The sequence below is a fragment of the Phreatobacter sp. genome (genome assembly GCF_016793595.1).
Taxonomy (GTDB): domain Bacteria; phylum Pseudomonadota; class Alphaproteobacteria; order Rhizobiales; family Phreatobacteraceae; genus Phreatobacter.
The window spans coordinates 381687-406510 of sequence record NZ_JAEULY010000004.1 but is presented as its reverse complement, the minus strand read 5'-3'; the positions used below and the strand labels follow the sequence as shown (position 1 = coordinate 406510).

Here is a 24824-nt window from a genome sequence, read left to right as displayed (position 1 = left end):
GCGAGGCAGGCCCGCGCCTCACACCGGCGCGGTGGGCGCCGCTAGGTCGTTCTCGGGCACTTCGTGCACGGCGGGGCCGAAGGGCAGCCCAGCGCCCTCCGCCAGCGTGGCGACGGCGGCGGACACGCCACCCTCGCCATGCGGGATGCCGAGCGCCTTCAGGGCCATTTCGATGGCCGAGAGCGAGCCAAGCACCATCGGCGCGTTGACGTGGCCCATATGAGCGATGCGGAACGCGCGGCCCGACAGTTCGCCGATGGCCGAACCGAGTGTCACGCCGCAGATCTTCTGGGTATAGGCCGCGATCGCCTCGGAATCGGCGCCGTTGACCAGCACGGGCGTCACGGAGCAGGCGCGCTGCGCGGGATCGGTGACGTTGCAGGAGATCACCTGGCCTTCCGCCCACTTGCCGATGGCGGCGTGCGTCGCGGCGGCGAGCAGGGCATGGCGCTTCCAGACGGCTTCCAGACCCTCCTCGAGGATCATGTCCAGCGCGGCGCGCAGCGCGAAGAGCAGGTGCTCGGGCGGCGTGCCGCAATATTTCATGTAGTGCTCCTTGCCCTGGCGCGCGGTCCAGTCCCAGTAGAGCGTCTTCATGTCGGCGGTCTCGTGCGCCTTGTGCGCCTTGTCGTTGGCGGCGACGAAGGCGAGGCCGGGCGGCGTCATCATGCCCTTCTGCGAAGCCGACATGGCCACGTCGATGCCCCAGGCATCCATCTCGAACGGCATGCAGCCGAGCGAGGCGACGCCGTCCACCATGAACAGGGCGGGGTGGCCGGCCGCGTCGATGGCCCGGCGCACCGCCTGCACGTCGTTGACGACGCCCGAGGCCGTGTCGATCTGCACCATCAGGATGGCCTTGATGGAATGGGCCGTGTCGCGCTTCAGCCGCTCCTCGACCGCCGTCGGATCGATGCTGGCGCGCCAGGAACCGTCCATCACCTCGACATCGGCACCCATGAAGGCCGCCATCTGGCCCCAGCCGATGGCGAAGCGGCCGCTTGCCAGCACCAGCACCTTGTCGCCGCGCGACAGCACGTTCGAGATCGCGGCCTCCCAGCCGCCATGGCCGTTGGCGGCGTAGATGTAGGTGCGTCCGCGCGTGCGGAAAATCCGCTGGAGATCGCCCAGCAGGCTGTCGGTCAGAGACACCATCGGGCCCGAATAGATTTCCTCGGCCGGGCGGATCATCGCCTGCAGCACGCGGTCGGGAATGTTGGTCGGCCCGGGAATGGCGAGCAGTAAGCGGCCGTTGGCGACAGTCATGAATGGTCCCTCAGCCCTTGGGCGGAAATCTCAAATCTCGCGTAGCCGCTGGATCATCGCGGAGCAATACGGCCGCGAGCGCTGCTGCCACGCCTCGCGGTGTTGTCATCCTGCCAGGCTCCGCTCAGGGCGCGCCGTGCTTCTCGATGAGATCGGCAGGCAGGACGATGCCGTCCGCGGCCGCCTTCTGGCGCAGGGCGAGGCGCCGTTGGCCGGGCAGCCGGGCTCCCGCCTGCGCCTCGATCGCGCCTGCCAGCGCCGCGATCCGCTCGCCGAAAGCGCCGTGGCCGAAGCCGGCGGGGTCGATGGCGAGGATCGTCTGGCCGGTGCCGGGCGGCGGGCCCTTGTCGTCAAGGAACGAGGAGGCCTCGAACGCGAGATGTGCACCGGTGAGCGCGGCCGCGAGCACCTCGACCATCAGGGCGAGCGCCGTGCCCTTGGGGCCTCCGAGAGCAACCATGGTGCCCTTCAGCGCCTTGGCGGCGTCGGTTGTCGGGTTGCCTTCCGTGTCGAGCGCCCAGCCCTCGGGGATCGGTTCGCCCTTCTGGTTCGCTGCGACGATATTGCCGCGCGCCACCGTGGATAGCGCGAGGTCCACGACCACGGCGGGACGGCCGGGCAGGGGGCAGGCGAAGGCGATGGGATTGGTGCCGTAGACGGCCTTTGTGCCGCCCGCCGGCGCGATGGCCTCCGGCGTATTGGCGAAGAACAGCGCGATCAGCCCCTTGTCCGCCAGCGCCTCGACATGGGCGCCAAGCGCGCCGGCATGGTTGGAGCGGGCGATGGCCGCCGCCGCGATCCCGGTCTCCGCGACGATGGCCGGCAGCTCCTTCAGCGCGAGGTCCACCGCCGGATAGGCAAAGCCGTTGGCCGCATCGACCATCAGCGTCGCGGCGCGAACGCGCTTCGCGGTCGGTACGGCGCGGCCGTCGATCTTGCCGCTTCTCAGCATCACCAGATAGGTCGGGATGCGGGAAAGGCCGTGGCCCTTCAGCCCCTCGCTTTCGGCCCTGACCAGCGCCGCCGCGACGGAAGCGGCGGCCTCGGCATTCGCGCCGTTCTCCGTGAAGATGCGCGCCACCCATGAGCGGGCGACATCGAGCGGGACCCGGGTCATCAGCGCTTCTCCTTTTTCGCGTTTTCCATCAGGACGCGACGGACATTGGCGGCAGTGACGGAGGACACGCGCACATTGCTCTCGACCGTGACGCCGGCAATGTGCGGGGTCAGGATCAGGTTGGGGCAACCGGCGAGCGGCGAACCCGCCTTGAGCGGCTCGGCGTCGAACACGTCCAGCGCCGCGCCCGCGATGGTGCCGGCCCTCAGCGCTTCCGCCAGCGCCGCCTCGTCGATGACGCCGCCACGGGCGGCGTTGACGACGACGGCATCGCGCCTCATGGCCGCAAGCCTCCGGCCATCGATGAGATTGCGCGTCTCGGCTGTCAGCGGCACGTGCAGGCTGATGGCATCCGCCTCCGCCACGAGCGCGTCGAGGCCGACCGGCCGCGCGCCGATCCGCGACCAGACCGGGTCGTCATCCCTGACGAAGGGATCGGCGGCGATGATGGTCATGCCGAGGGCCCTGGCGCGGGTCGCCGTCTCGCGCGCAATGGCGCCGAAACCGACGAGGCCCAGTGTCTTGCCGTAGATTTCGCGGCCCATCAGGCGTTCGCGCGGCCAGGTCCCCGCCGCGACCTCGGCCGTGGCGAAATAGGCCCCGCGCAGCAGCACCATCACTGTGGTCACGGCCCATTCGGCCACCGCGATATCGTTGGCGCCGGTTGCCGGCAGCACGGCGATGCCGCGCGCCCCGCAGGCGTCGAGGTCGATATTGTCGAGCCCGACGCCGAGCCGGCCGATGGCCTCCAGCTTCGCACCAGCTTCCAGCAGGCTGCCGCGGACCTGCGTGCGGTTGCGGACGATCAGCGCCCGCGCGCCGGCGGCAAGGCGCGCCAGTTCGTCCGGGCGGTCGACCAGGCCCTTGTCGTAGGTGACCGCGAAGTCGCGTCTGAGGTCCTCGACCGCCGCCTCGTCCATGAACTCGGAAATGACGATCTCGGTCATGCGGGGGCTTCCTGGAGCGGGTTTCCTAGAGGATGAACAGTCCTGCCACGACGATGGCGAGGATCACGAAGGTCGTGCCGAGGAACACCGCGACATGCCGCCAGCCGATGGACAGGATGGCAGTGATGGACGTTCCGAGCCCCAGCGCCGCGATCGCGATCAGAAGGCCGGCATTGGAGAGGTTGACCAGCCAGCCCTTGACGACCGTATAGGGCGCGGCCAGCGCCGGCACGGCGGGCAGGATGGAGTTGACCGCCACCAGCGCGAGGAACACCAGCGCGAAGACCGGCACGGGCACCTTGGCGGCATTGGCGTGCTGGCCCTGCCGGACGAACCACCAGCCGATGATCAGCACCACCGGCAGCAGCAGGAACACACGGAACAGCTTCACCACGACGGCGGCATTGCCGACCGGGTCTGACACCGCATAGCCCGCGCCAACCACCTGCGCCATGTCGTGAATGGTGGCGCCGAGCAGGATGCCGGTCTTGGTCGCGTCGAAACCGAACAGGATCGCCAGCGGCGGGTAAGCCAGCATGACGATGGTGGAGAGCGCATTGGCCGCGACCACCGTGAAGGCCGTGTCGGCGGCCTTGGACGGATAGTTGGGCAGGACAGTGGTTGTCGCGAGCGCAGCCGAGGCGCCGCAGACGGCGGTGGCGGCTCCCGCCAGCGCGCCATAGCCGTCGTGGACCGAGAACCGGCGGGCGAGCCAGATGCCCGCCGCGATCGTCGCCCCCATGGAGCCGACCACCAGCATGAGCGTGCCGACCCCCAGTCCGAGAATATCGCCGAAGGCGATGCGCAGGCCGAGGAGGCCGATGGCCCAGCGCAGCATCTTCTTGACCGCGAAGGTGAGGCCCGGTTCGAAAAGTGGCCGCGCGGCGAGCGAATGCAGCGCGATGCCGATGATCAGCGCGATCACCATGCCGGGCAGGGCCAGCCGGCCGCCGCTCGCCTGCCGCACCAGCGGTTCGGCCGAGACGGCCGCGATGGCAACCGCGGAGGCGAGCGCCACGCCAGGAAGCAACGGGCGGGCGGTTGCCGCCATGGGCATGGTCATGATGATCTCTCTGGCAGTTCGAAGACCATCACCCGATGGCCCGGCTCGCCGCTGATATCGCGCAGCGCGAAACCGAGATCGGTGAGAATGCGCTGGGAGGCAATATTGCTTTCGCGCGTGGCGGCTATGATGGGATGAATGTTCTGTCGTTTGGCGAAGTCCAGAGCGCCCATCGCCGCCTCGCGGGCCAATCCGGTTCCGCGATGCTCCGGCACGACGGCATAGCGCAAGGCGGTTCCGAGGCCGCCGTCATGGTCCCACAGTCCGGCAATGCCGACGAAGGCGCGGGTCTCGCGCAGCCTCAGTGCGAACAGGCCGAAGCCACGCTCGACCCAGATGGCGCGGTAGCCGTCTAACTGTGCCCGGGTCTGTGCCTCCGTCAACACGCCATGTTTCAGCCGGCCACCGACCTCGGGATCGGCGTTGAGCGCGGCGAGATCGGCGAAGTCCGCCTCGTCGATGGGCGTCAGGAACAGGCGGGGGGTGGCGAACTGAAGGCTCATCGACCCCACTCCCCACCAGCCGTCTCGCTCCTACGTCGGCTTATGCCGAGCGGTAGAGCTTGGTCAGCGAGAACTCGCGATGGCCGAGCGCTTCCGAGGCGGTCAGGCGGCCGTGCGCCGTCCGCACGATGTTCTCGATCAGCGCGTCGCCCGCCTGCGGAACGGTCATGGTACGCTTCAGCACGCCCGACACGTCCACGTCGATATGCTCCGGCATGGTCCGCATGGTCTTCGGATTTCCGGTGATCTTGATGACCGGCACGATCGGGTTGCCGATGACATTGCCCTGACCGGTCGGGAAGGTGTGGATCACATAGCCGCCCGCCGCCATCAGCGTCACGCATTCGGCGGCCGCGGAGGACGTGTCCATGTAGTAGAGGCCGGGACCCTTGGCCGGCGCCTCAGCCGGTTCGAGAATGTCGATATATTTGCACTCGCGGCCGATCTTCTCGAGGTTGCCGAGCGCCTTTTCCTCGATCGTCGTCAGGCCGCCGGCAATGTTGCCCTTGGTCGGCTGCGAGTCCGAGAGATCGTTGGTCTTGTGGGCCTCGATCACGTCGTCCTGATAGGCCTTCCACATCTTGTACCAGCGCTCGCCGACCTCCTTCGTCGCCGCGCGCTCCTTGCACAGATGCTCCGCGCCGGTGATCTCGGACGTCTCGCCGAACACGCCGTAAATGCCCTTCGGGATCAGCTTGTCATACATGTTGCCGACGGTCGGGCAGGAGGAGAGGCCCGTCGTCGTGTCGCTCTCGCCGCACTTGGTCGAGATCCACAGATCGGTGATCGGGCACTTCTCGCGCGCCAGCTCGCTCGACCACTGCACGAATTCCTTGGCGACATAGCTCGCCTTGGCGATGGTCGCGATGTCGCCGTGGCCCTCGATGCCGAAGCCGACGACGGGCTTGCCGGTCTTGGCGATGCCGTCGACGACGATCTTCGTCCACTGGTCCTCGATGCCGATCACCACAACGGCCGCGACATTCGGATTGGAGCCCGTGCCGATCAGGGTGCGAAAATGAACGTCGAGATCCTCGCCGAACTGCAGGCGGCCATAGGCGTGCGGGATCGCCAGCGTACCCTTGATGTTGTTAGCCACCGCTTCGCAGGCGGCATTGGACAGATCGTCGAGGGGGAGGATCAGAACGTGGTTGCGGACGCCGACGCGACCGTTCTCGCGCCGCCAGCCCAGGATGCTGTCCAATGCGCGGCCGGTCGGGCGCTTCACGGCGGGCGCCTTGAAGGCCTCGGCCTCGATCTTGCGGCCCTTGACGTTCTTCAGCTTGCGCTGGACGAGATCGAAATTCGCGACCATCAGCGACATGGCAGTTTCCTCAGGTGATTTCGGCTTGGGGCATCGTGTCGGGCAGCGCGGCCATCGGCCGCCAGCCCCGCCTCACCAGCGCTTGGTCTTGATGTTGTGGATGTGGGCGTGTTCGCCCTTCTTGATGTCCGCTTTCGCGACGCCGATGTCCTGGCCGTACTTCCAGACCGTGTCGCCCTTCTTGATGTCCTTCAGCGCCACCTTGTGGCCGATCGGGATGTCCTGCTTCGCGGTGATGCGGAAATCCGAATTGTCATGGGTGACCACGGCCAGCATGTCGGTGCCGGCCTTCAGTCCCTCCACGACCACGACACCGACCGTGTCCTTCTTCTCGTGGGCGAGCAGATGCGGGGCCCCCATGGGCGTTTCCTCCGTAGGCTTATTGGTCTTGTATAAGACATAAGACGCGCTACAGTGTCAACGAGGATCGGGATGGGAACTGCCCATGGCTGTGGAGCGCAAGGCGGGTGAGGGGAGCGGCGCCGTCGTCGGCTTCCGGCCGCTCTATCGCCAGGTCAAGGAACGCCTCGTTCGCCGCATCGCCGCCGGCGAGTGGCAGGCCGGACGCATCATTCCGTCCGAATTCCAGATCGCCGCCGAACTTTCGGTCAGTCAGGGAACGGTGCGCAAGGCGCTCGACGAGATGACCGCCGAGAACCTGCTGGTGCGCCGTCAGGGGGTCGGCACTTTCGTCGCCAGCCATGACGAGGACCGCATCCTCTTCCAGTTCTTCAAGCTGACGCGCGATGACGGCGGCCGCGAGTTTCCGGACAGCCAGGTGCTGTCGGTCGAACGCGCCCGCGCCAATGCCGCCGAGGCCGCGCGGCTTTCCGTTGCCCGCAGCGCCCATGTCGTGCGCATCCACCGGCTACGCTCGCTTGGCGGCGCGGTCGCGATTTCCGAGCATATAGCGGTGCCGGCCGCGCGGTTCCCCGATCTCGATTGCGCCGAGCCGGTCCCGAACAATCTCTACGGCCTCTATGGCGGGCGCTACGGCGTGACGGTGGCCCGCGCCACCGAGAGCCTCAAGGCCGTTCCCTGTCCCGGCGCGGACGCCGCGCTGATGGGAATCGCGTCTGCAACGCCAGTTCTCCTCATCGACCGCCTCGCGACCGATCTGGACGGGCAGGAGGTGGAATGGCGCGTTTCGCTCTGCAGAACGGATCGTTTCCACTACCTCAGCGACCTGAAATGACATGAACGCCGCTCGACGGGACGGACGTTCAACAAAGACAATCACCGTCATGACCTGTGGAGGAAATTCATGCTTCGACGCACGCTTCTCGCCGCCACCCTGTCGGCGCTCGTGGCGGCCCCGGCCGCTGCGCAGACCTATCCCGACCGTCCGGTCACGCTGATCGTGCCCTATGCGGCCGGTGGGCCGTCCGACGTGCTCGGCCGCCTGCTCGCCCAGTCCATGTCGCAGACTCTCGGCCAGACGGTAATGATCGAGAATGTCGGCGGCGCCGGCGGAACCACGGGCGCCGGACGCGCGGCGCGGGCCGCGCCCGACGGCTACACGCTGCTCATCCACCATCTGGCGCTGGCGGCCGGGGCGACGCTGTACCGCAACCTCACCTATGACACGATCAAGGACTTCGCGCCGATCGGCCTCGTCAACCAGGGCCCCTTCGTCATCGTCTCGAAGCTCGGCATCGAGGCGAAGACCATCGCGGAATTCCTCGATCACGTGAAGAAAGCCGGCCGCAACATCTCGTTCGGCACGGCCGGCGTCGGCTCCGGCTCGCACCTTTGCAACATGATGCTGCAATCGGCGCTGGGCACGAAGTTCAACGAGATCCCTTATCGCGGCACGGGCCCGGCGATGAACGACCTCGTCTCCGGCCAGCTCGACGCGCTCTGCGACCAGACCACCAATTCGATCCCGCAGATCCAGGGCAACCGCATCCGCCCCTATGCGGTGACGGCCACCGAACGGGTCGCCCAGCTGCCGACCCTGCCGACGCTGCACGAGGCGGGCCTCGCCAATTTCGAGGTCACCGTCTGGCACGCGCTCTACGCTCCGCGCGGCACGCCGGACGCGATCATCCAGCGGCTCAACGCAGCGCTGGAAGTCGCGCTGAAGGACCCGACGGTGCTGGCCCGGTTCGCCGATCTCGGCACCACGGCCTACCCTGCCGGCCGCCGCGGCCCGGCCGAGGCGCGCGCCCAGCTTGAGCGCGAGGTCGAGAAGTGGCGCCGCGTCATCACCGAGGCGGGCGTGGCGCCATCGAACTGAACAGCGGGTTCCGCTGGCGGGGCGCCATGCCCCGCCGCGTTGCCTGGAACCCCGGGCGGCGTCGCCAGACACAGTTCCGACGTTGGCGCGCTACTGCTCGGCGAAGGTCGGCACGGGCCGCGGCAAACCGGAGGAATGCGTGTCATGGACCTGACCGGCAGACCTTGGTTCGTTCCGAGGTCCCACGGCTGTGGCGCTACGCCGGTCACCTGGGAGAGTTGGGCGGTGGCGCTGGGACGATGCTGATCGCCATGGCTGATCACCGACCGAGGTGACAGGCACGTCGGCCTGACGCACCATGCGGCGGCCCCGAATGGGCCGCCGCATCGGGAGACGCCCATGATCCGCCTTCTCGCCGCCGTCGCCGCGACGCTGTTCGCCGCGGCTGGGCCCGTGGCAGCGCAGAGCTACCCAACACGTCCCATCACCCTCATCGTGCCTTTCGCTGCCGGTGGCTCGACCGATGTCTTTGCCCGCCTCGTTGGCCAGTCCATGTCGGCGGCGCTCGGCCAGCAGATCGTGGTGGAGAATGCAGCCGGCGCAGGCGGCACGGTTGCCGCGGCCAGGGCCGCCCGCGCGCCTGCCGACGGCTACACGCTGCTCATCCATCATCTGGCATTGGCTACCGGCGCGAGCCTCTACACCAACCTCGCCTACGATACCCTGACCGCCTTCGAGCCCATCGGTCTGGTCAATTCCGGTCCCTACGTGCTGGTGTCGCGCAACGACCTTGCGCCACGCACGATCGGCGCACTGCTCGCCCATATCCGCGAGAACGGCGAGAAGGTTTCCGCCGGTTATTCAGGGGCCGGCGCCGGCTCGCATCTCTGTATCATGCTGCTCCAGCAGGTGATGGGCGTGAAGGTCAACATGATCCCCTACCGGGGCGCGGGCCCGGCGATGAACGATCTGGTCGGTGGGCAGATCGACCTGATGTGCGACCAGACGACCAACTCCATCCCGCAGATTCACGGCGGCCGCATCCGCGCCCATGCGGTCACGGTGGCCGATCGCGTTACCCAGCTCGCCGATGTGCCGACTCTTCAGGAAGCGGGGCTCGCAGGCTTCGATGTCACGGTCTGGCACGCGCTCTACGCGCCGAAGGGGACGCCGCCGGCGGTAATCGAAAAGCTCTCGGCGGCACTGGAGGCAGCACTGCGCGATCCGGTCATACTGGCGCGTTTCGAAGAACTCGGAACCGTGCCCTATCCCGCCGGCGGGCGTGGGCCGGAGGCGACGCGCGCTCAGCTTGCCCGCGAGGTCGAGAAATGGGGCCGCATCATCCGCGAGGGCGGCATAACGGTTCAATAGGCACGCCCCCCATAGCAGTCGCGCAGGACCGCCATCCGACGTGCCGGCTTGACCTTTGCGACCGGCGCGGGCGTCATCCGCGGCCCTGCACCGCGAGACACGATGTCCGATCCCCGCCTTTCGCCGCGCGCCCTCCTGCCGCTGCTCGTGGTCTTCACCGCGATCGGCCCGGTGGCGCTCAACCTGCCTCTGCCGGCCGTGCCGGGCCTTGCGCGCGAGTTCGCCGTCGATCCCGGGATCATCCAGCTCACCATCACGCTCTATCTCGCGGGCATGGCCGCCGCGCAGCTTTTCCTCGGGCCGCTGTCGGATCGCTACGGCCGCCGCCCGGTGCTGATCGGTTCGTTCGCCGTGGCCGCGGTGATGAGCCTCGCAGCGGCCTTCGTCACCAGCGTCGCCATGCTGATCGTTGCGCGCGTGCTCCAGAGCTTCGGCTCCTCGGCCGGTCAGGTGATCAGCCGCGCGGTCATCCGGGATGTCTTCGACCGCGACAATGCCGCCTCGATGATCGGCTGGGTCACCATGGCCATGGTGCTGGCGCCGATGCTGGCGCCGACCATTGGCGGCCTGATCAACGAGAATTTCGGCTGGCGCTGGATTTTCGTCGCGACCTTCGTGCTTGCGGGGGCAACCACGCTGCTCGGCATCCTGCGCCTGCCCGAGACGCGCGCAGTGGCGGCCGCGCCGAGCTTTGCCCAGCTTCTGCGCGACGCGGCCCTCCTGGTCCGTGACCGCCTTTTCGTCGGTTACCTCCTGGTCGGCGCGCTGTCCTCCATCACCTTCTTCGCGCTGATCGGCGGCGCGCCCCATGTCGTCATTTCAGTCATGGGCGAGAGTTCGACCACCTATGGCCTGTGGTTCATGGTCAACGCTTCCGGCTACATGCTGGGCAATGCCGTCTGCGGTCGTTTCGCCGCGCGAGTCGGTTCCGACCGGCTGATCCGCTGGGGCACGGTGATGATGGTCGTCGCCGCGAGCATCCAGTTCGCCATTGCCTGGTTCGGCTACATGACCCACCCGGCCATGCTGTTCATTCCGCAGGCGGCGATCGCCTTCGCCAACGGGCTCCAGCTTCCCGGCGCCGTCGCGGGCGCGGTCGGCGTGCGCCCGGAGGCGGCGGGCTCGGCGTCCGGCCTCGTCGGCTTCAGCCAGATGGGCCTCGGCGCCGTGGCGGTGCAGGTTGCCGGCATGGGCGTGGGCTACTGGATGAGCCCAGTGCCGATGACCGCTCTGATCCTGTTTGGCGCCTGGAGCGCGCTGGCGTCGCTCGCCCTGCTGCGGCGCGACTGAGCCGGCGGGTCAGTTCGCGCCGGCATAGCGGCCGGGGCGGTGGTTCATCCCGACGATCAGGCACAGGACCGTGACGCCGGCGACCGATAGCGCCACCTGTTCGGCACTGAGCACGAGGCAGGAAACCGCCATCACCACCATATCGGCGCCCAGCTGTAGATAGCCCGCGCGCCAGCCGTACCGCTCCTGCAGATAGAAGGCGAGGATCGAGACCCCGCCGAGGCTCATGCCGTGCCGGAACAGGATCAGGAGGCCGATGCCGAACAGGCCGCCGCCGATCACCGCCGCATAGACCGCGTTCAGATGCCCGAACTCGATCCAGAGGGGCGTCAGGCGCGAGAACAGCGAAACGAGAGCCACGGCGGCGAGGGTCTTGAGGGTGAACAGCCATCCCAGCCGGACGATGGCGAGGGCGAAGAACGGCAGGTTGACCAGCAGGAACAGCGGCGCGAACCCGGTCTTGGTCAGATAGCTCAGCAGCAGCGCGGCTCCCACCGTGCTGCCGGTGAGGAGATGGGCCTTCGCGTAGAAGGCGATGCCGAGCGCCACGAACAGCGAACCCAGCACCAGCGCGATCGCGTCCTCGTGGGGCCGATGGCGAATCGAAGTCTGGGGCATGGTCACGGGCTCGCGATGTTGCGTTGCAGCATTAGCAGAATGCCCATGGGGTGGTCGCGCCCCGATTTTGTGCAATCTGGCATGCCGACCATGCAATTCCGCGCGCTATTCGGCGGTCACGGCCTGCAACAGCACGAACCACGGGGCGCCCTCCGGCCGGCAGAGCGTGCCCGGTGCGCGGTCCTCGAAACAGGCCGGGCCGCGTCGCGCGGCCGCCAGCGCCCCGCGGCGGTCGGTCGCAATGTCGCGCCGGACCACCGATTGCAGCACGTTGCCACCGATCAGGCTTGCCGTCCGGCGGCGCTCGTCGCGGCTGACGACGATGTCGCAGTGCAGGTTCCAGACCGGCCGCTCGCCGCGCGCCATGGCCGCGGTGAGCGCGCCGAACAGACCGGTTCGGGCATCGATGTCCGGCAGGTCCGCCGGCTGGTGGCGATGCAGGCACAGGAGGTCGCCGGGTCGCATGGGCGTGCGGCGGGGGTCGCAGGCCCGGTAGAAGGCCGTGGCTGCCTCGCCCGAGAGCTCGGCGCGGCTGCGCCGGGCCGCCTCGCCGACATAGTCGAGATGGGCCATGGACGCGGCGAAGCGGGGGCGCGGCACGCCGGCGGTCAGCACGACATGGGAGACGAAAGCGGCGGACCATGGAATGTCCGTGACGGCGGCGCGAAACGCCGCCTGCGCCAGCGCCTCGCGCTGCGGCTCCGGCAGATCGGTGAATCGCAGCCGTTCGAGCGCCTGCGCCAGCGGGATGAGGTCGCCGCCGCCGGCGGCGCCAGCGTCGCGCTCGAGGCCCGGATGGCGTCGAAGCGCCAGCGGCCCCTCGCCGAGCCCGCCCAGCGTTTCCCAGTACCGGATAACCTGCCGCCACGGCACGCGCCGGCCCAAGGCCTCGTCGCGCCAGGCATCGGCCTCGACTGCGCCGAAGCGGAGCATGCGCCCATCGCGGTCGAGGACATGGCCGCCGAAACCCTGGTGCTCGGCTTCCGCCGTCGCGGCGATGGCGATTGCGGTGGGCGCGAGAGGGCCTCGCGCCGTCTCCCGGCACAGCCGGTCGAGACCGGCGGCTTCGGCCGGGGCGAACGATTGCGCGACGGCAGGCTGGCAGACGGCGGCCGCCACGGCGATCGCCAGCACCGGCAGGCAGGGGACAGGGATTCTCATGTCGCCATGAGACCAGAAATCCGCGAGGGCGGCGATTCCGGGACTTTCGCCGACCCGCTGGCCTTTGCCGCAAGCGGCTGGTTTGCTGCGCTCTGGAGGATCCGGATGGCGGCGGGATCGGGACGGTTGAAGCGCTGGGCAAGGCTCGTGGCCGTTCTGGCCGCCTTCTATCTCGGCCTCGCCTATCTGCTCGTTCCCGACATATGGGCGAGCTACGAGCGCCAGCCGGGGCTCAACGGCCGGCCGATGATCACCACCACGACGTCCGGAATCCCCGGCGATCCCATCAATGTCGGGCTCGTCGGGCGGCAGGATCTGCTCGTTCGCGCCATGCTCGCGTCGGGATGGCGGCCGGCCGACCCGATCACCTGGCGGTCGGCGGTCGGCATCGGATTGTCGGTGATCCTCGACCGTCCCTATCCCGATGCGCCGGTCTCGACGCTGCTGTTCGAGGGGCGGCCGCAGGATCTCGCCTTCGAGAAGCAGGTGGGCGGTTCGGCCGACCGGCGCCACCATGTCCGCTTCTGGCGCGCGCTGGAGCGCGGCAGCGAGGGCCAGCCGCTGTTCCTCGGCGCCGCCAGCTTCGACCGCGGCGTCGGGATCAGCCGTTATACCGGCCAGATCACCCACCATATCGGGCCGGATCTCGACGCGGAGCGTGAGGCGCTGATCGCGGCGCTGGCCGATGCGCGCTTCCTCACCGGCAGCTACCGGCTACCGGGTTCGGGACCGACGCTGGTCGGGCGGAATGGCGGCGGCGACCGCTACTTCACGGATGGCGAAGTGCTCGTCGGCGTGCTGGAATCTCCGCCGTCTCCCGGCGCCACCATGCCGCCAGATCCGGTCACGGCGCCCGAGCCCTGGTGGCGGCGGCTGCGCCACGCGCTCTGGACTGGCCTGCGCGCCATTGCCGGCGCACTGGTGGGTTGAGCCGGCGGCAGGGAACACGCCCGGAGCCGCCGGCAATTCGCCAGGCTCTTGCCCGGCATCGATCTGGCCGCTGAACGCGCCCGGCGCGGTTTCGGCGCCTCCGCCACGGGCACCCCGCCTATCGGTTCCGTGCCAGGTCCTGCGGGCTGCCGCGCGGTGCGCGGTGATACCGGCGACGGCATCGCATTCTCGATGATGGCGGCGCAGATCCTGAGCGGACCGATGGCGGGCAGGGGCGATCCCGGCAGCGATCGCTTCCCGTTGCCCCGCTCCTTCCGACGCTCCCCGGCGGCGCGCATTTGCGCTTGACCCGGCCGCCGCGCGGGTGCATGGGCAGTTCGTGTCGTCACGTGCCACGGGCCATGTCCGTTCCGTGCCGGCGCCTCACCGGAATCCATCATCCATGCCCAGCGACAGTCACAGTCGATCGTGTTCGCCGTCGGACGCTGCCCGCCGGGCTGATCGCATGTGATCGGCTCGCCGGGTCCGCTGCCGACGGCAGGCGTCGACCCGGAGACGAGCCATGAACGACAATACCGAAGCCACTCTCTCGCGCGCGCAGGACGCGACGTTCGACGCCGCTGCCATGGCGCGCCGCCTGGCCGAGGAGCCCGCTCCCGACATTGCCGACGCGCTCGACAGGCTGGAACCGGAGGAAGGCTCCGCCGTTCTCGCCCTGCTGCCGGCGGAGCGCGCGGTCGAAGTGCTCGACCAGCCCTCGCTCGACCATGGCGGCGACATGCTGGCGCTGCTGCCGCGCGAGCAGGCGGCGCCGCTGCTCGCGGGCATGTCGGCGGACCGTGCCGCCGACGTCCTCAAGGAGATGGAGGAGGAGGTTCGCGTCGACCTACTCGGCCGGCTGGACCGGGAGAACCGCGCGACGCTGGATCGGCTGCTGGCTTACCCGGAGAACACGGCCGGCTCGATCATGACCACGGAGTTCGTCTCGGTGCCGTCCAGCTGGACGATCGCGCAGGTGCTCCACCACATCCGCATCGTCGAGCGTACCCGCGAGACCGTCTACGCGGTCTTCGTCACCGACCCGGTGAAGCAGACGCTCGTCCACGCCGTGCCGCTGCGCCGTCTCATCTCCGGCGACCCGCACGCGAACGTGCTGACCGCCGTGCCCGCCCGCAGGCTCATCTCCATTTCCGCGCAGGCCCCGCGCGAGGAAGCGATCCGCCTGATCGCGCGACACGACCTGCTTGCCGTGCCGGTGGTTGATGCGCGCAACCACCTTATCGGCATCGTCACGGTCGATGACGTGATCGACGCCATGGTCGAGCGCGACACCGAACAGGTCCAGCGCATGGGCGGCATGGCCGCCGTCGAGGAGCCCTACCTGGAAGCCGGCTTCTGGCACATGATCCGCAAGCGCGCCGGCTGGCTGTCCATCCTGCTGGTCGGCGAGATGATCACCGCTTCCGCCATGCAGGGTTTCCAGGGCGAGCTGGAAAAGGCCATCGTCCTGTCGCTGTTCATCCCGCTGATCATGAGTTCGGGTGGCAATTCCGGTTCGCAGGCCGCCTCGCTGCTGATCCGCGAACTCGCCCTCCAGCAGGTGCGCATCGCCGACTGGTGGCGTGTCGCGCGCCGCGAATTGCCGTCGGGCCTGATCCTCGGCTCGATCCTCGGGGTCATCGCCTTCGGTCGCATCGCGGCCTGGCAGTATTTCGGGCTCTACGACCACGGTGCCCATTGGCTGCTCATTGGCCTGACGGTCGGGCTCGCCCTCGTCGCCATCGTCACATTCGGCTCGATGTGCGGATCCATGCTGCCCTTCATCCTCCAGCGCGTCGGCTTCGATCCCGCGACCGCCTCGGCGCCCTTTGTCGCCACGCTGGTCGATGTGACGGGCCTCGTGATCTATTTCAGCGTGGCGCTGGTCGTGCTGCGCGGCACGTTGCTCTGACGCGTCACACGGACGTCATGAAACGGCGCGCTCCCATGCGTGGGGGCGCACCACCCCGAGATCTCCGCCAGAAGACGCCGGCTCATGACCATTGCCGCCATCGCCAATTTCGACGCCGTCCAGTTCGTCAATTCGCTGATCAGCCTCGGCGCGGCCTTCGTGCTGGGCACGGCCATCGGCGCGGAGCGGCAGTATCGCCAGCGCTCGGCCGGCCTGCGCACGACCGTCCTCGTGGCGGTGGGCGCGGCTGCTTTCGTCGATATCGGCATGCGGCTCAACGGCAATGTCTCGGCCGCCCATGTCCTCGCCTATGTCGTCTCCGGTATCGGTTTCCTCGGCGCGGGCGTCATCATGAAGGAGGGGATGAATATCCGCGGCCTCAACACCGCCGCCACGCTTTGGGGTTCGGCGGCGGTCGGCGCTGCGGCCGGCGCGGACCGGATCGCCGAGGCACTGCTGATCGCGGTGTTCGTCCTTGCGGCCAATACCGCGCTGCGGCCGCTGGTCAACGCCATCAACCGCCAGCCGCTGGACGAGACGGCGACGGAGGCCACCTACGAGATCCAGATCACGACCTCTCCGGAAGCGCTCCCCATGGCGCGCGAGCAGTTGATGGAGCGCCTCGACGCCAAGAACTACGCGGTCCGTGAGGCGGAGACGGAGGAGCGGGCCGAAGACCGGATCGAACTGACGGTGACGCTTGCTGCCTCAACGGCGGAGGGCGCCGACCTCGACGAGGTCGTGGCGGCGCTGGAGAAGCTGACGGGCGTGCGCCACGCAACCTGGTCGATGCGCACGACGGATTGAGTTCGCGCGACGCCATTCCCGTTCCACGCGAAACCCGCAATCCCGCCCGACCGGCATGGCGGGCATCTTCGTTCTGGCGACAACGAGGCGGGTCGGCGGGCAGTTCCGAAACGCTCAGCGCGGCTCCCAGCCATCCGCCGCCAGCACCTCGCCCGCGAGATAGAGGCTGCCCGTGATCAGCACGCGCGGCGGCGTCGGCCAATCCTGCGCCTTGATCGCCGCCAGTGCGGTTTTGAGGCTTGTCTCGGCCCGCGCATCGAGGCCGAGCGAGCGCGCGGCCTCGGCCAGCGCCGACGCGCCCAGCGCCGCCGGGTAGGCGAAGGGGATCGCATGCAGCTTCGGCCGGAACCCCGTGAAATGCTCGAGGAAACCGCGCGGGTCCTTGGTCGAGAGCATGCCCGCTACCATGACCAGCGGCCGGGGGTTGCGCGCATCCATGACGCGGATCGCCTCGGCCAGAACCTCGCCGCCGCCGGGATTGTGGCCGCCGTCGAGCCAGACCTCGGCGCCGTCCGGCAGGGCGCCTGCAACGTTGCCGGTGAGACGCTGCAGCCGCGCCGGCCATTCGACGGTACCTAGGCCGCGCGCGACCTCGGCCTCCGAAATCGGGAAGCCGGCAGTCTTGACCGCCATCAGCGCCGTGCCGGCATTCTCGTACTGATGGTCGCCGGGCAGCCGTGGCGGCGGCGCGTCGACCAGTCCGTCCTCGTCCTGGAACACGAAGCGGCCGTTCTCGGGGCGCGCGAACCAGTCGAGGCCGGAGACGAGCAGGCGCGAGCGGGTCGCGTCGGCTGCCGCTTCGATGGCCGCCATGGCTTCCGGCGTCTGCCGCGCGATCACCGCAGGGCGGCCACGCTTCAGGATTCCCGCCTTCTCGCCGGCGATCTTGGCGACCGTATCGCCGAGATACTCGGCGTGATCCATCGAAACGGGCGTGATCACGGAAACGGCCGGGCGCGGCACGACATTGGTCGCGTCGAACCGTCCGCCCATCCCGACTTCCAGCACGACGGCATCAGCCGGGTGTCGCGCGAAAAGAACCAGCCCGGCAATGGTGGTGATCTCGAACTGGGTGATCGGCCGGCCTTCGTTCAGCCGTTCGACCTCCAGCAGCACGTCGGCGAGTGTCGCGTCGTCGACCAGCCGTCCGCCGCCGGCAGCACCCAGGCGGAAGCGCTCGTTGAACCGCACGAGATGCGGCGAGGAATAGACGTGAACCGTCCGTCCCGAAGCTTCGAGGAAGGCGCGCGCGAAGGCGGAGGTCGAGCCCTTGCCGTTGGTGCCGGCGACATGGATCACCGGCGGCAGGGCAAGGTGCGGGTCGCCGAGGCGCGCCAGCGCCGCATGCATGCGATCGAGCGACAGGTCGATCAGCTTCGGGTGAAGCTTGGTCAGCCGCTCGAGGATTTCGGCGATGGCGGGGGCGTCAACCGTCATGTGTCAGGCCGGAACGGACGAAAGAGGGACGGCGAGCCGGGCGTCGCCGGTCTCAACCGGCGACCGCGACCTCCGTGGACGGCGCGGGTGCCTCGACGGCCTTCGGCGGCGCCTTGGTCAGCACCCGGCAGAGCCGCGCCAGCGTGTCGCGCATGTCGTGGCGGTGAACCACCATGTCGACCATGCCGTGGTCCTTGAGATATTCGGCGCGCTGGAAACCCTCGGGCAGCTTTTCGCGAATGGTCTGCTCGATGACGCGCGGGCCGGCGAAGCCGATCAGCGCGCCGGGCTCGGCAATGTGCACGTCGCCGAGCATGGCGTAGCTCGCCGTGACGCCGCCAGTGGTCGGATTGGTCAGCACGACGATATAGGGCAGCTTGTTGTCGCGCAGCGCCTGCACGCCCGCCGTCGTGCGCGGCATCTGCATCAGCGACAGGATGCCTTCCTGCATGCGCGCGCCGCCCGAGGCCGTGAAGATGATGAAGGGCGTCTTCTTCTCGACCGCTGTCATCATGCCGCGCACAATGGCCTCGCCCGCGGCCGTGCCGAGCGACCCCGCCATGAAGTCCATGTCCTGCACGGCGACCGTCACACCGAGGCCGTCGAGCTTGCCGTAGCCGACCTTGATGGCGTCGGGCAGGCCGGTTTTCGCCTTGGCATCCTTCAGGCGGTCGACATAGCGCTTCTCGTCGCGGAATTTCAGCGGGTCGATGGGCGCTTCGGGCAGCGACACGTCGATCCAGGTGCCGTTGTCGAAGACCGATTTCAGCCGCGCCGTCGAGCCCATGCGCATGTGCACGCCCGAGCCGGGGATGACGAAGAGGTTGGTCTCCAGGTCCTTGTGGAACACCATCTGCCCGGTCTCCGGGCATTTGATCCACAGGTTCTCCGGTGTGTCCCGCTTCAGGAACGAGCGGATCTTCGGAGGAAGAACGTCGGTGATCCAGTTCATGGCTCGGTCTCCGAAGGCGGAAGAAATCGATATGCGTTGAAAATGCCAGATGCCGCTGAAAGGCGGCCTTTGTTCGGCGATGCGCCTATTCGGCGGCCTGCCGCGCGCCGCGCACGCCCGCGGCGAGCGAGGCGACGAGATCCGAAACGGCCCCGACCGTGCGGCCGGTCGCCCGGCCATCGCCATCGAGCGAGGTCTTCACCGCATCGACAAGCGCCGAGCCGACGACGACGGCGTCCGCCCCGCGCGCGACCGCGCGCGCGTGATCGGCGTTCTTCACCCCGAAGCCGACCGCCACGGGCAGGTCGGTGTGCTTCTTGATGCGAGCGACAGCCTCGGAGGTCTTGCCGAAGTCCGGGGTGGCAGCGCCCGTGATGCCGGTGATCGAGACGTAATAGACGAAGCCCGATGTGTTGCCGAGCACCGTCGGCAGGCGCTTCTCGTCCGTGGTCGGGGTGGCGAGGCGGATGAAATTGAGGCCCGCCTTCAGCGCCGGCAGGCAGAGCTCGGCGTCTTCCTCGGGGGGCAGGTCGACCACGATCAGGCCGTCGATCCCGGCGGTCTTGGCATCGGCGAGGAATTTCTCGACGCCGTAGATGTAGATCGGGTTGTAATAGCCCATCAGGACGATGGGCGTGTCCCGGTCGCCTTCGCGGAACGCGGCAACATCCTCCAGCGTCTTCCTCAGCGTCTGGCCGCCATGGAGCGAGCGCAGGCCCGCCGCCTGCACGGACGGGCCGTCCGCCATCGGATCGGTGAAGGGCATGCCGAACTCGATTACGTCGGCGCCGGCGCCCGGCAGGGCCTTCATGATGGCGCGCGCCGTCTCGCGGTCGGGGTCGCCGGCCATGACATAGGTGACGAGGCCGGCGCGGCCTTCGCGGGCCAGCGCGGCGAAGCGGGTGTCGATACGGGTGCTCACAGCGAGGTTCCCAGCATTTCAGCGACCTGCGGCACGTCCTTGTCGCCCCGGCCGGAGAGATTGACGACCATCAGATGGTCCTTCGGCTTCTTCGGAGCCAGTTCGGTGACCTTGGCGAGCGCATGGGCGCTTTCCAGCGCCGGAATGATGCCCTCGATCTTTGACAGGAGCTGGAAGGCCTCCAGCGCCTCGTCGTCGGTGGCGGAGAGATATTTCACCCGGCCGACATCGTTCAGCCAGGAATGCTCGGGCCCGATGCCGGGATAGTCGAGGCCGGCCGAGATCGAATGGCCTTCCTGGATCTGGCCATCCTCGTCCATCAGCAGATAGGTGCGGTTGCCGTGCAGGACGCCGGGGCGGCCACCCGAAATCGAGGCGGCGTGCAGCTTGTCGAGGCCGTGGCCAGCCGCCTCGACGCCGTAGATTTCCACCGAGGGGTCGTCGAGGAACGGGTGGAACAGGCCGATGGCGTTGGAGCCGCCGCCGACGCAGGCGAGCAGGCTGTCGGGCAGTCGGCCTTCGGCGGCCTGCATCTGCTCGCGCGTCTCGTCGCCGATGATCGACTGGAAATCGCGCACCATGGACGGATAGGGGTGCGGACCGGCCACGGTGCCGATGCAGTAGAACGTCGTCTCGACGTTGGTCACCCAGTCGCGGAGCGCCTCGTTCATGGCGTCCTTGAGCGTCTTCGCGCCGGACTGCACGGGAATGACGGTCGCGCCCAGCATCTTCATGCGGAACACGTTAGGCGCCTGCCGGGCGACGTCCACCGCGCCCATATAGACGATGCATTCGAGCCCGAACCGGGCGCAGAGCGTCGCGGTCGCGACGCCATGCTGGCCGGCGCCCGTCTCGGCGATGATCCGCTTCTTGCCCATGCGGCGGGCGAGCAGGATCTGGCCGAGGACGTTGTTCACCTTGTGCGAGCCGGTGTGGTTCAGCTCCTCGCGCTTCAGGTAGATTTTCGCGCCGCCGAGATGCTCGGTCAGCCGCTCGGCGAAATAGAGCGGCGAGGGGCGGCCGACATAGTGCGTCAGGTGCCCGGCCATCTCCGCCGCATAGGCGGGGTCGGCCTTGGCCTCGTTATAGGCCTTCTCCAGCGCGAGGATATTGGGCATCAGCGTCTCGGCGACGAAACGGCCGCCATAGATGCCGAACTTGCCGTCCTTGTCGGGCCCGGACCGGAGCGAATTGGGTCTCGCCGGAGCGTTCATCACCTGTCTCCCTCAGCGACGCTCGCGCGGGCTGCGGCCACGAAGGCCCTGATCTTGTCGGGGTCCTTGACGCCCGGCCTGCTTTCGACGCCGGAGGACACGTCAACGCCCGAAAGGCGGGTCAGACGGATCGCTTCCGCGACATTGCCGGCATGAAGGCCTCCCGAAAGCATGACGGGGCGCCCGGGGTCAAGGCCGGCGACCAGCCGCCAGTCGAAGGTCAGGCCGTTGCCGCCGGGCAGGGCCTCGGCCGTCTTCGGCGGTTTGGCGTCCACCAGCAGCATGTCGGACACGGCGGCATAGGCCGGTATCGCGGCGAGATCGGCGGCCTCGGCGACGCCGATGGCCTTCATCACCCGCAGCTTGAACCGCTCCCTGATATCGGCGACCCGCTCGGGCGTCTCGTGGCCATGCAACTGCACGAGGTCCGGCTTGAGGTTCGCGGCGATGGCGGCGAGGAAATCGTCGTCAGGGTCGACGGTCAGCGCCACCACGCCGGCCCGGCCGCAGGTTCGCCCTGCCAGCGTGCAGCCGGTCGCCAGCGACACGTTGCGCGGGCTCTTCGGGAAGAACACGACGCCGACCATGTCCGCGCCCGCGTCGAGCGCAGCATCCATGGCGGCCATCGTGGTGATGCCGCAGATTTTGACCAGCAGGGGCATGGCCGTGATTTAAACTGGCAGCGAGCGCCACACCAGCATGGCGGCGGCGAGGTCTTCGAGCGCCGTGCCGACGGACTTGAACAGGGTGATCTCGTCGGCCGATGCGCGGCCGCCATGGATGCCACGGGTCAGGTCGAACAGGTCTGCCTTCACATCGGCTTCCGAAATGATGCCGCGCCTGATCGGATCGACGAGGTCGCCGGCTTCCTTGAGCCCGCCGGTGCGGGTATCGACGAACAGGCTGGCGCGGCGGACGGCCGCATCGTCCGCTTCGCGCATGGTCGGTGTGTAGCCGCCGACGAGATCGACATGCGCGCCCGGTTTCAGCCAGGTGCCGTCGATGATCGGCTCGGCTGAAATGGTCGCGCAGGTGACGATGTCGGCTTCGGCCACCGCGCCCCGAAGATTGCTGGCGGCCGTGAAGGTGACACCCGGCAGGGTGCCTTCGAGCCCCTCGACGAGGGCGGCCGCCTTGTCCCGCGACCGGTTCCAGATCGTCACGTGGCGGATCGGCCGGACGGCGGCGTGCGCGCGGATCAGGTGCGGCGCGAGCGCGCCCGCGCCGACCATCACCATGCGCGAGGCGTCCTTGCGCGACAGATAGCGCGAGGCGAGCGCGCTCGCGCAGGCCGTGCGCCACACGGTGAGGGCGGTTCCGTCGAGGACGGCGAGCGGTGCGCCCGTCTCGCCGCTGGCGAGGATGTAGCTGCCATAGATCGACGGCAGGTTCTTCGCGCCGTTGCCGGGATAGACCGAGACGATCTTGGTGCCGACATAGGCGTTGTCGCCGGCCGCCGTCCAGGCCGGCATCAGCAGCAGCATCGCTTCCGGGATGCCGTCCGGCTGCGCGATGCGGTGATGATGGCGCAGCGGCACCGTCACCTCGCCGCGAAAGGCATCCGCCAGCGCGTCCACGAGCGCGGGATAGGTGAGGGCGGCGGCAACCTCGCCGGCATTGACGATACGCATGGGGGAATCAGGCCGCGGGGCGGTTGAAGAAGGCGAGGGGGCCGCCAGAGGTCTCGGTCGCGCCGCGCCCGAGTTCCTGCCGCAGGCGATCGGCGTCCGCCCGGGCGGTGGCGAGCTCGCTTTCGGCCTGCCGGCAGCGCTTGCGGTAGCGGCCCTGTTTCCACCACACCGCGAAGCCGCCGATGACGACGCCGAGGATCATGGCGAGCAGTACGACGGCGAAGAGCGGCGCGGTGAAGGAGAGCGGCGACAGTTCGCGGCCGAACGGGTCGAGCGAGACGGTGACCGACGCGCGATTGGCGACCGCGATCACCACGCTGATGATGGCGATCGGCAGCAGGACCAGCCAGTTGACGATGCGCTTCAGCATGGTCACGCGCCCTTGTTCAGTCGCTCGCGCATTTCCTTGCCCGTCTTGAAGAAGGGCACGACCTTGTCCTCGACGGCCACATGCGCGCCCGTGCGCGGGTTGCGGCCGACACGCGCGTTCCGCGCCTTGACGGAGAAGGCGCCGAAGCCGCGCAGCTCGACCCGGTCGCCGCGCGCGAGGGCGGCGACGATCTCGTCGAGGATCGCATTCACGATGTTCTCGACATCGCGCTGATAGAGTTGCGGATTCTGTTCGGCGATCTTCTGGACGAGTTCGGATTTGATCATCGCGCAGTTCCAGCGTCGGCCCGCGCCGACATCGATTTCTTGAAATGGATCATGGGGTTGGAGGCTGCCAGACGGCCAGGAGACCGTCAAGCGCCGAACGTTCGACCTGAGTGGCGATGCTCGAAGCACGCAGCCGCTCCGCCCAGTCGGCAAGGCCTGCGGCCTCGATCGCATGGGCGGTCATCGAGGTCAGCAGCGAGAGATTGCCCTGCCGGGTCGGGCGATAGAGGCGGATCGCCATGGTGGTCGGCACGCCGCGGGTCGCGAGCCAGGCGCGTGCCTCGGTCTCGCCGCCGATCCGGTCGATCAATTTCAGTTCCTGCGCGCGGCGGCCGATGAAGATGCGCCCGTCCGAAACAACCCGGACCTCCTCGTCCGACAGGCCGCGCCGGTCCTTCACGAGGCGCTGGAACCAGCCGTAGCTGTCGGTGACGATCTCGCGCACGGCGGCGAGCGCCTCGGGGCTGGTCGGCTCGACGCCGCTCGGCGCCGCCTTCAGCGGAGCGGAGCGGATCGCCTCGACCCGCACGCCCCAGGTCTCGAGGAGCCGCGCCACGTTGGGGAACTGGGCGATGACGCCGATCGAACCGGTGATGGAGGTCTCGCGGGTCACGATGTGATCGGTGGCAAGCGCCGCGATATAGCCGCCCGAGGCGGCCGTGCCCTCGACGACCGCAACCGTCGGCTTCACGGCGGCGACGCGGCGTATCGCCGTATGGAGCGCCTCCGAGCCCGCGACCGTGCCGCCGGGGGAATCGATGGTCACGACGAGCGCGCGGACATTGGCGTTGCGGCCGATGGCCTCGATGGTCCGGACCGTGTCCGCGCTGGAGCCGATCACGCCGCGGACTTCGATGCGTGCGACATGCTGCGCGCCGGGCAGCACGCCGAAGCGCTGTGCGCCGAAATAGCCGGCGACCGACAGCCCGGCGACCGCGACCAGCACAGCGACGACGCGCCAGAAGGTCAGCTTCCGGCGCAACAGACGACGATCGAGGACGGCATCGGCTTCGAGCGGCATGGGCTCCTCATCCGGCGTGGCGGCGCGAACCCGGCCGCGAGCCGCCTGAGGTAGCCCCCGTCAGCCGCGAACGCAAGCATGGGCGGCCGGCGCCGCCCTGCGTCTGGATTCCTTGGGTGAGCTCAGGAGCTCTTGCGCAGGGATTTCTGGCGGGCGAGCTCGCGCTGGCGCATCAGGATGACGGCGCTGGCGATGGCAAGGCCGATGCCGCAGACGATCGCGGCCGGATAGAGTGCCGACATCGCGACAATATAGCTCAGCGGTTCGGACTCGTAATCCAGGTCGATGGCGTTGCGTCCGCCGAACGCGACCGTTCCCTCCATCCACGCGGTGCGCAGCTGGACGAAGCTGTAGAGCGACAGGATGATCCCACCGCCGACGCCGATAATGGCGGTCAGCAGCGTTTCGATCGTGCTCAGTCGACGAGGGGCGTTAGGCCGCTTCATGGACACGCCTTTCATCACGGCCGCCGGCTTGAAAATGGCGGCTGGGTTGAATGCGG

General features: G+C 68.6%; 26 protein-coding genes. 7 read left to right on the top strand and 19 right to left on the bottom strand.

Annotation, left to right across the window (positions count from 1 at the left end; translation table 11 throughout):
• Positions 1-18: 18 nt before the first annotated feature.
• From JNK84_RS06035 to JNK84_RS06005, 7 genes are all read right to left on the bottom strand, one after another.
• Complete coding sequence (locus JNK84_RS06035) at positions 19-1266, bottom strand: pyridoxal-phosphate-dependent aminotransferase family protein (RefSeq protein ID WP_293421571.1); 1248 nt, start codon at positions 1264-1266, stop codon at positions 19-21.
• Between the two features lie 124 nt (positions 1267-1390).
• Positions 1391-2383, bottom strand: coding sequence for an Ldh family oxidoreductase (locus tag JNK84_RS06030; RefSeq protein WP_293421569.1), 993 nt, complete (start codon positions 2381-2383; stop codon positions 1391-1393).
• Entirely contained in the window at positions 2383-3330 is a 948-nt protein-coding gene (locus JNK84_RS06025; protein WP_293421567.1) for a hydroxyacid dehydrogenase, read from the bottom strand. The genes JNK84_RS06030 and JNK84_RS06025 overlap by 1 nt, the downstream gene beginning before the upstream one ends.
• 25 nt (positions 3331-3355) lie before the next feature.
• Entirely contained in the window at positions 3356-4393 is a 1038-nt protein-coding gene (locus JNK84_RS06020; RefSeq protein WP_293421565.1) for a YeiH family protein, read from the bottom strand.
• Positions 4390-4896, bottom strand: a complete 507-nt coding sequence (locus tag JNK84_RS06015) for a GNAT family N-acetyltransferase (RefSeq protein WP_293421563.1) — start codon at positions 4894-4896, stop codon at positions 4390-4392. The genes JNK84_RS06020 and JNK84_RS06015 overlap by 4 nt, the downstream gene beginning before the upstream one ends.
• Before the next feature lie 40 nt (positions 4897-4936).
• On the bottom strand, positions 4937-6220 hold the full coding sequence (locus JNK84_RS06010; RefSeq protein WP_293421561.1) for a UxaA family hydrolase: 1284 nt from the start codon (positions 6218-6220) through the stop codon (positions 4937-4939).
• A 72-nt stretch (positions 6221-6292) separates the two neighbouring features.
• Positions 6293-6580, bottom strand: coding sequence for a UxaA family hydrolase (locus JNK84_RS06005; RefSeq protein ID WP_293421559.1), 288 nt, complete (start codon positions 6578-6580; stop codon positions 6293-6295).
• An 85-nt stretch (positions 6581-6665) separates the two neighbouring features.
• On the opposite strand from JNK84_RS06005, the gene JNK84_RS06000 reads away from it, so the two are divergent.
• The 4 genes from JNK84_RS06000 to JNK84_RS05985 all read left to right on the top strand — a co-directional run bounded on the left by JNK84_RS06000 (position 6666) and on the right by JNK84_RS05985 (position 11060).
• The gene (locus JNK84_RS06000) at positions 6666-7415 is read left to right on the top strand and encodes a GntR family transcriptional regulator (RefSeq protein WP_293421557.1); all 750 of its coding nucleotides are present in this window, start codon (positions 6666-6668) and stop codon (positions 7413-7415) included.
• A gap of 69 nt (positions 7416-7484) precedes the next feature.
• The gene (locus JNK84_RS05995; protein ID WP_293421555.1) at positions 7485-8459 is read left to right on the top strand and encodes a tripartite tricarboxylate transporter substrate-binding protein; all 975 of its coding nucleotides are present in this window, start codon (positions 7485-7487) and stop codon (positions 8457-8459) included.
• A 339-nt stretch (positions 8460-8798) separates the two neighbouring features.
• Positions 8799-9770 carry a tripartite tricarboxylate transporter substrate-binding protein gene (locus JNK84_RS05990; RefSeq protein WP_293421553.1) on the top strand — a complete coding sequence of 324 codons (972 nt, stop codon included), beginning with the start codon at positions 8799-8801 and terminating at the stop codon, positions 9768-9770.
• Between the two features lie 102 nt (positions 9771-9872).
• Positions 9873-11060 carry a multidrug effflux MFS transporter gene (locus tag JNK84_RS05985; RefSeq protein WP_293421551.1) on the top strand — a complete coding sequence of 396 codons (1188 nt, stop codon included), beginning with the start codon at positions 9873-9875 and terminating at the stop codon, positions 11058-11060.
• A gap of 9 nt (positions 11061-11069) precedes the next feature.
• Here JNK84_RS05985 and JNK84_RS05980 read toward each other — a convergent pair whose 3' ends face one another.
• On the bottom strand, positions 11070-11678 hold the full coding sequence (locus JNK84_RS05980; RefSeq protein ID WP_293421549.1) for a YitT family protein: 609 nt from the start codon (positions 11676-11678) through the stop codon (positions 11070-11072).
• A gap of 105 nt (positions 11679-11783) precedes the next feature.
• Positions 11784-12839 (bottom strand): DUF2272 domain-containing protein, encoded by a 1056-nt coding sequence (locus tag JNK84_RS05975; protein ID WP_293421547.1) that lies wholly within the window; start codon positions 12837-12839, stop codon positions 11784-11786.
• Positions 12840-12845: 6 nt separating this feature from the next.
• Here JNK84_RS05975 and JNK84_RS05970 point away from each other — a divergent pair, with 6 nt between their 5' ends.
• From JNK84_RS05970 to JNK84_RS05960, 3 genes are all read left to right on the top strand, one after another.
• Positions 12846-13769 (top strand): LssY C-terminal domain-containing protein, encoded by a 924-nt coding sequence (locus JNK84_RS05970; RefSeq protein ID WP_293421545.1) that lies wholly within the window; start codon positions 12846-12848, stop codon positions 13767-13769.
• A gap of 523 nt (positions 13770-14292) precedes the next feature.
• Positions 14293-15681, top strand: coding sequence for a magnesium transporter (gene mgtE, locus JNK84_RS05965; protein ID WP_293421543.1), 1389 nt, complete (start codon positions 14293-14295; stop codon positions 15679-15681).
• Positions 15682-15771: 90 nt separating this feature from the next.
• Entirely contained in the window at positions 15772-16488 is a 717-nt protein-coding gene (locus tag JNK84_RS05960; RefSeq protein WP_441343219.1) for an MgtC/SapB family protein, read from the top strand.
• 114 nt (positions 16489-16602) lie between these two features.
• Here the strand turns inward: JNK84_RS05960 and JNK84_RS05955 are convergent, their stop codons facing one another.
• The 10 genes from JNK84_RS05955 to JNK84_RS05910 form a co-directional block, all read right to left on the bottom strand.
• Complete coding sequence (locus JNK84_RS05955; protein ID WP_293421539.1) at positions 16603-17925, bottom strand: bifunctional folylpolyglutamate synthase/dihydrofolate synthase; 1323 nt, start codon at positions 17923-17925, stop codon at positions 16603-16605.
• 52 nt (positions 17926-17977) lie between these two features.
• The gene (gene accD, locus JNK84_RS05950; protein ID WP_293421537.1) at positions 17978-18877 is read right to left on the bottom strand and encodes an acetyl-CoA carboxylase, carboxyltransferase subunit beta; all 900 of its coding nucleotides are present in this window, start codon (positions 18875-18877) and stop codon (positions 17978-17980) included.
• An 85-nt stretch (positions 18878-18962) separates the two neighbouring features.
• A complete protein-coding gene (gene trpA / locus JNK84_RS05945; RefSeq protein ID WP_293421535.1) occupies positions 18963-19799 on the bottom strand; it encodes a tryptophan synthase subunit alpha in 837 nt (278 codons plus the stop codon).
• The gene (gene trpB / locus JNK84_RS05940) at positions 19796-21013 is read right to left on the bottom strand and encodes a tryptophan synthase subunit beta (protein ID WP_293421533.1); all 1218 of its coding nucleotides are present in this window, start codon (positions 21011-21013) and stop codon (positions 19796-19798) included. Before trpB ends, trpA begins: the two co-directional genes overlap by 4 nt.
• Entirely contained in the window at positions 21013-21675 is a 663-nt protein-coding gene (locus JNK84_RS05935) for a phosphoribosylanthranilate isomerase (protein WP_293421531.1), read from the bottom strand. The genes trpB and JNK84_RS05935 overlap by 1 nt, the downstream gene beginning before the upstream one ends.
• Before the next feature lie 9 nt (positions 21676-21684).
• Positions 21685-22644 carry an ornithine cyclodeaminase family protein gene (locus JNK84_RS05930; RefSeq protein ID WP_293421529.1) on the bottom strand — a complete coding sequence of 320 codons (960 nt, stop codon included), beginning with the start codon at positions 22642-22644 and terminating at the stop codon, positions 21685-21687.
• Positions 22645-22651: 7 nt separating this feature from the next.
• Positions 22652-23014 (bottom strand): LapA family protein, encoded by a 363-nt coding sequence (locus JNK84_RS05925; RefSeq protein ID WP_293423496.1) that lies wholly within the window; start codon positions 23012-23014, stop codon positions 22652-22654.
• A 2-nt stretch (positions 23015-23016) separates the two neighbouring features.
• Positions 23017-23301, bottom strand: a complete 285-nt coding sequence (gene ihfB / locus JNK84_RS05920; RefSeq protein ID WP_293421527.1) for an integration host factor subunit beta — start codon at positions 23299-23301, stop codon at positions 23017-23019.
• 49 nt (positions 23302-23350) lie between these two features.
• Positions 23351-24322, bottom strand: a complete 972-nt coding sequence (sppA, locus tag JNK84_RS05915) for a signal peptide peptidase SppA (protein ID WP_293421525.1) — start codon at positions 24320-24322, stop codon at positions 23351-23353.
• Positions 24323-24444: 122 nt separating this feature from the next.
• Positions 24445-24783: a hypothetical protein gene (locus tag JNK84_RS05910; RefSeq protein WP_293421523.1), complete on the bottom strand. Its 339-nt coding sequence runs from the start codon at positions 24781-24783 to the stop codon at positions 24445-24447.
• Positions 24784-24824 lie beyond the last annotated feature (41 nt).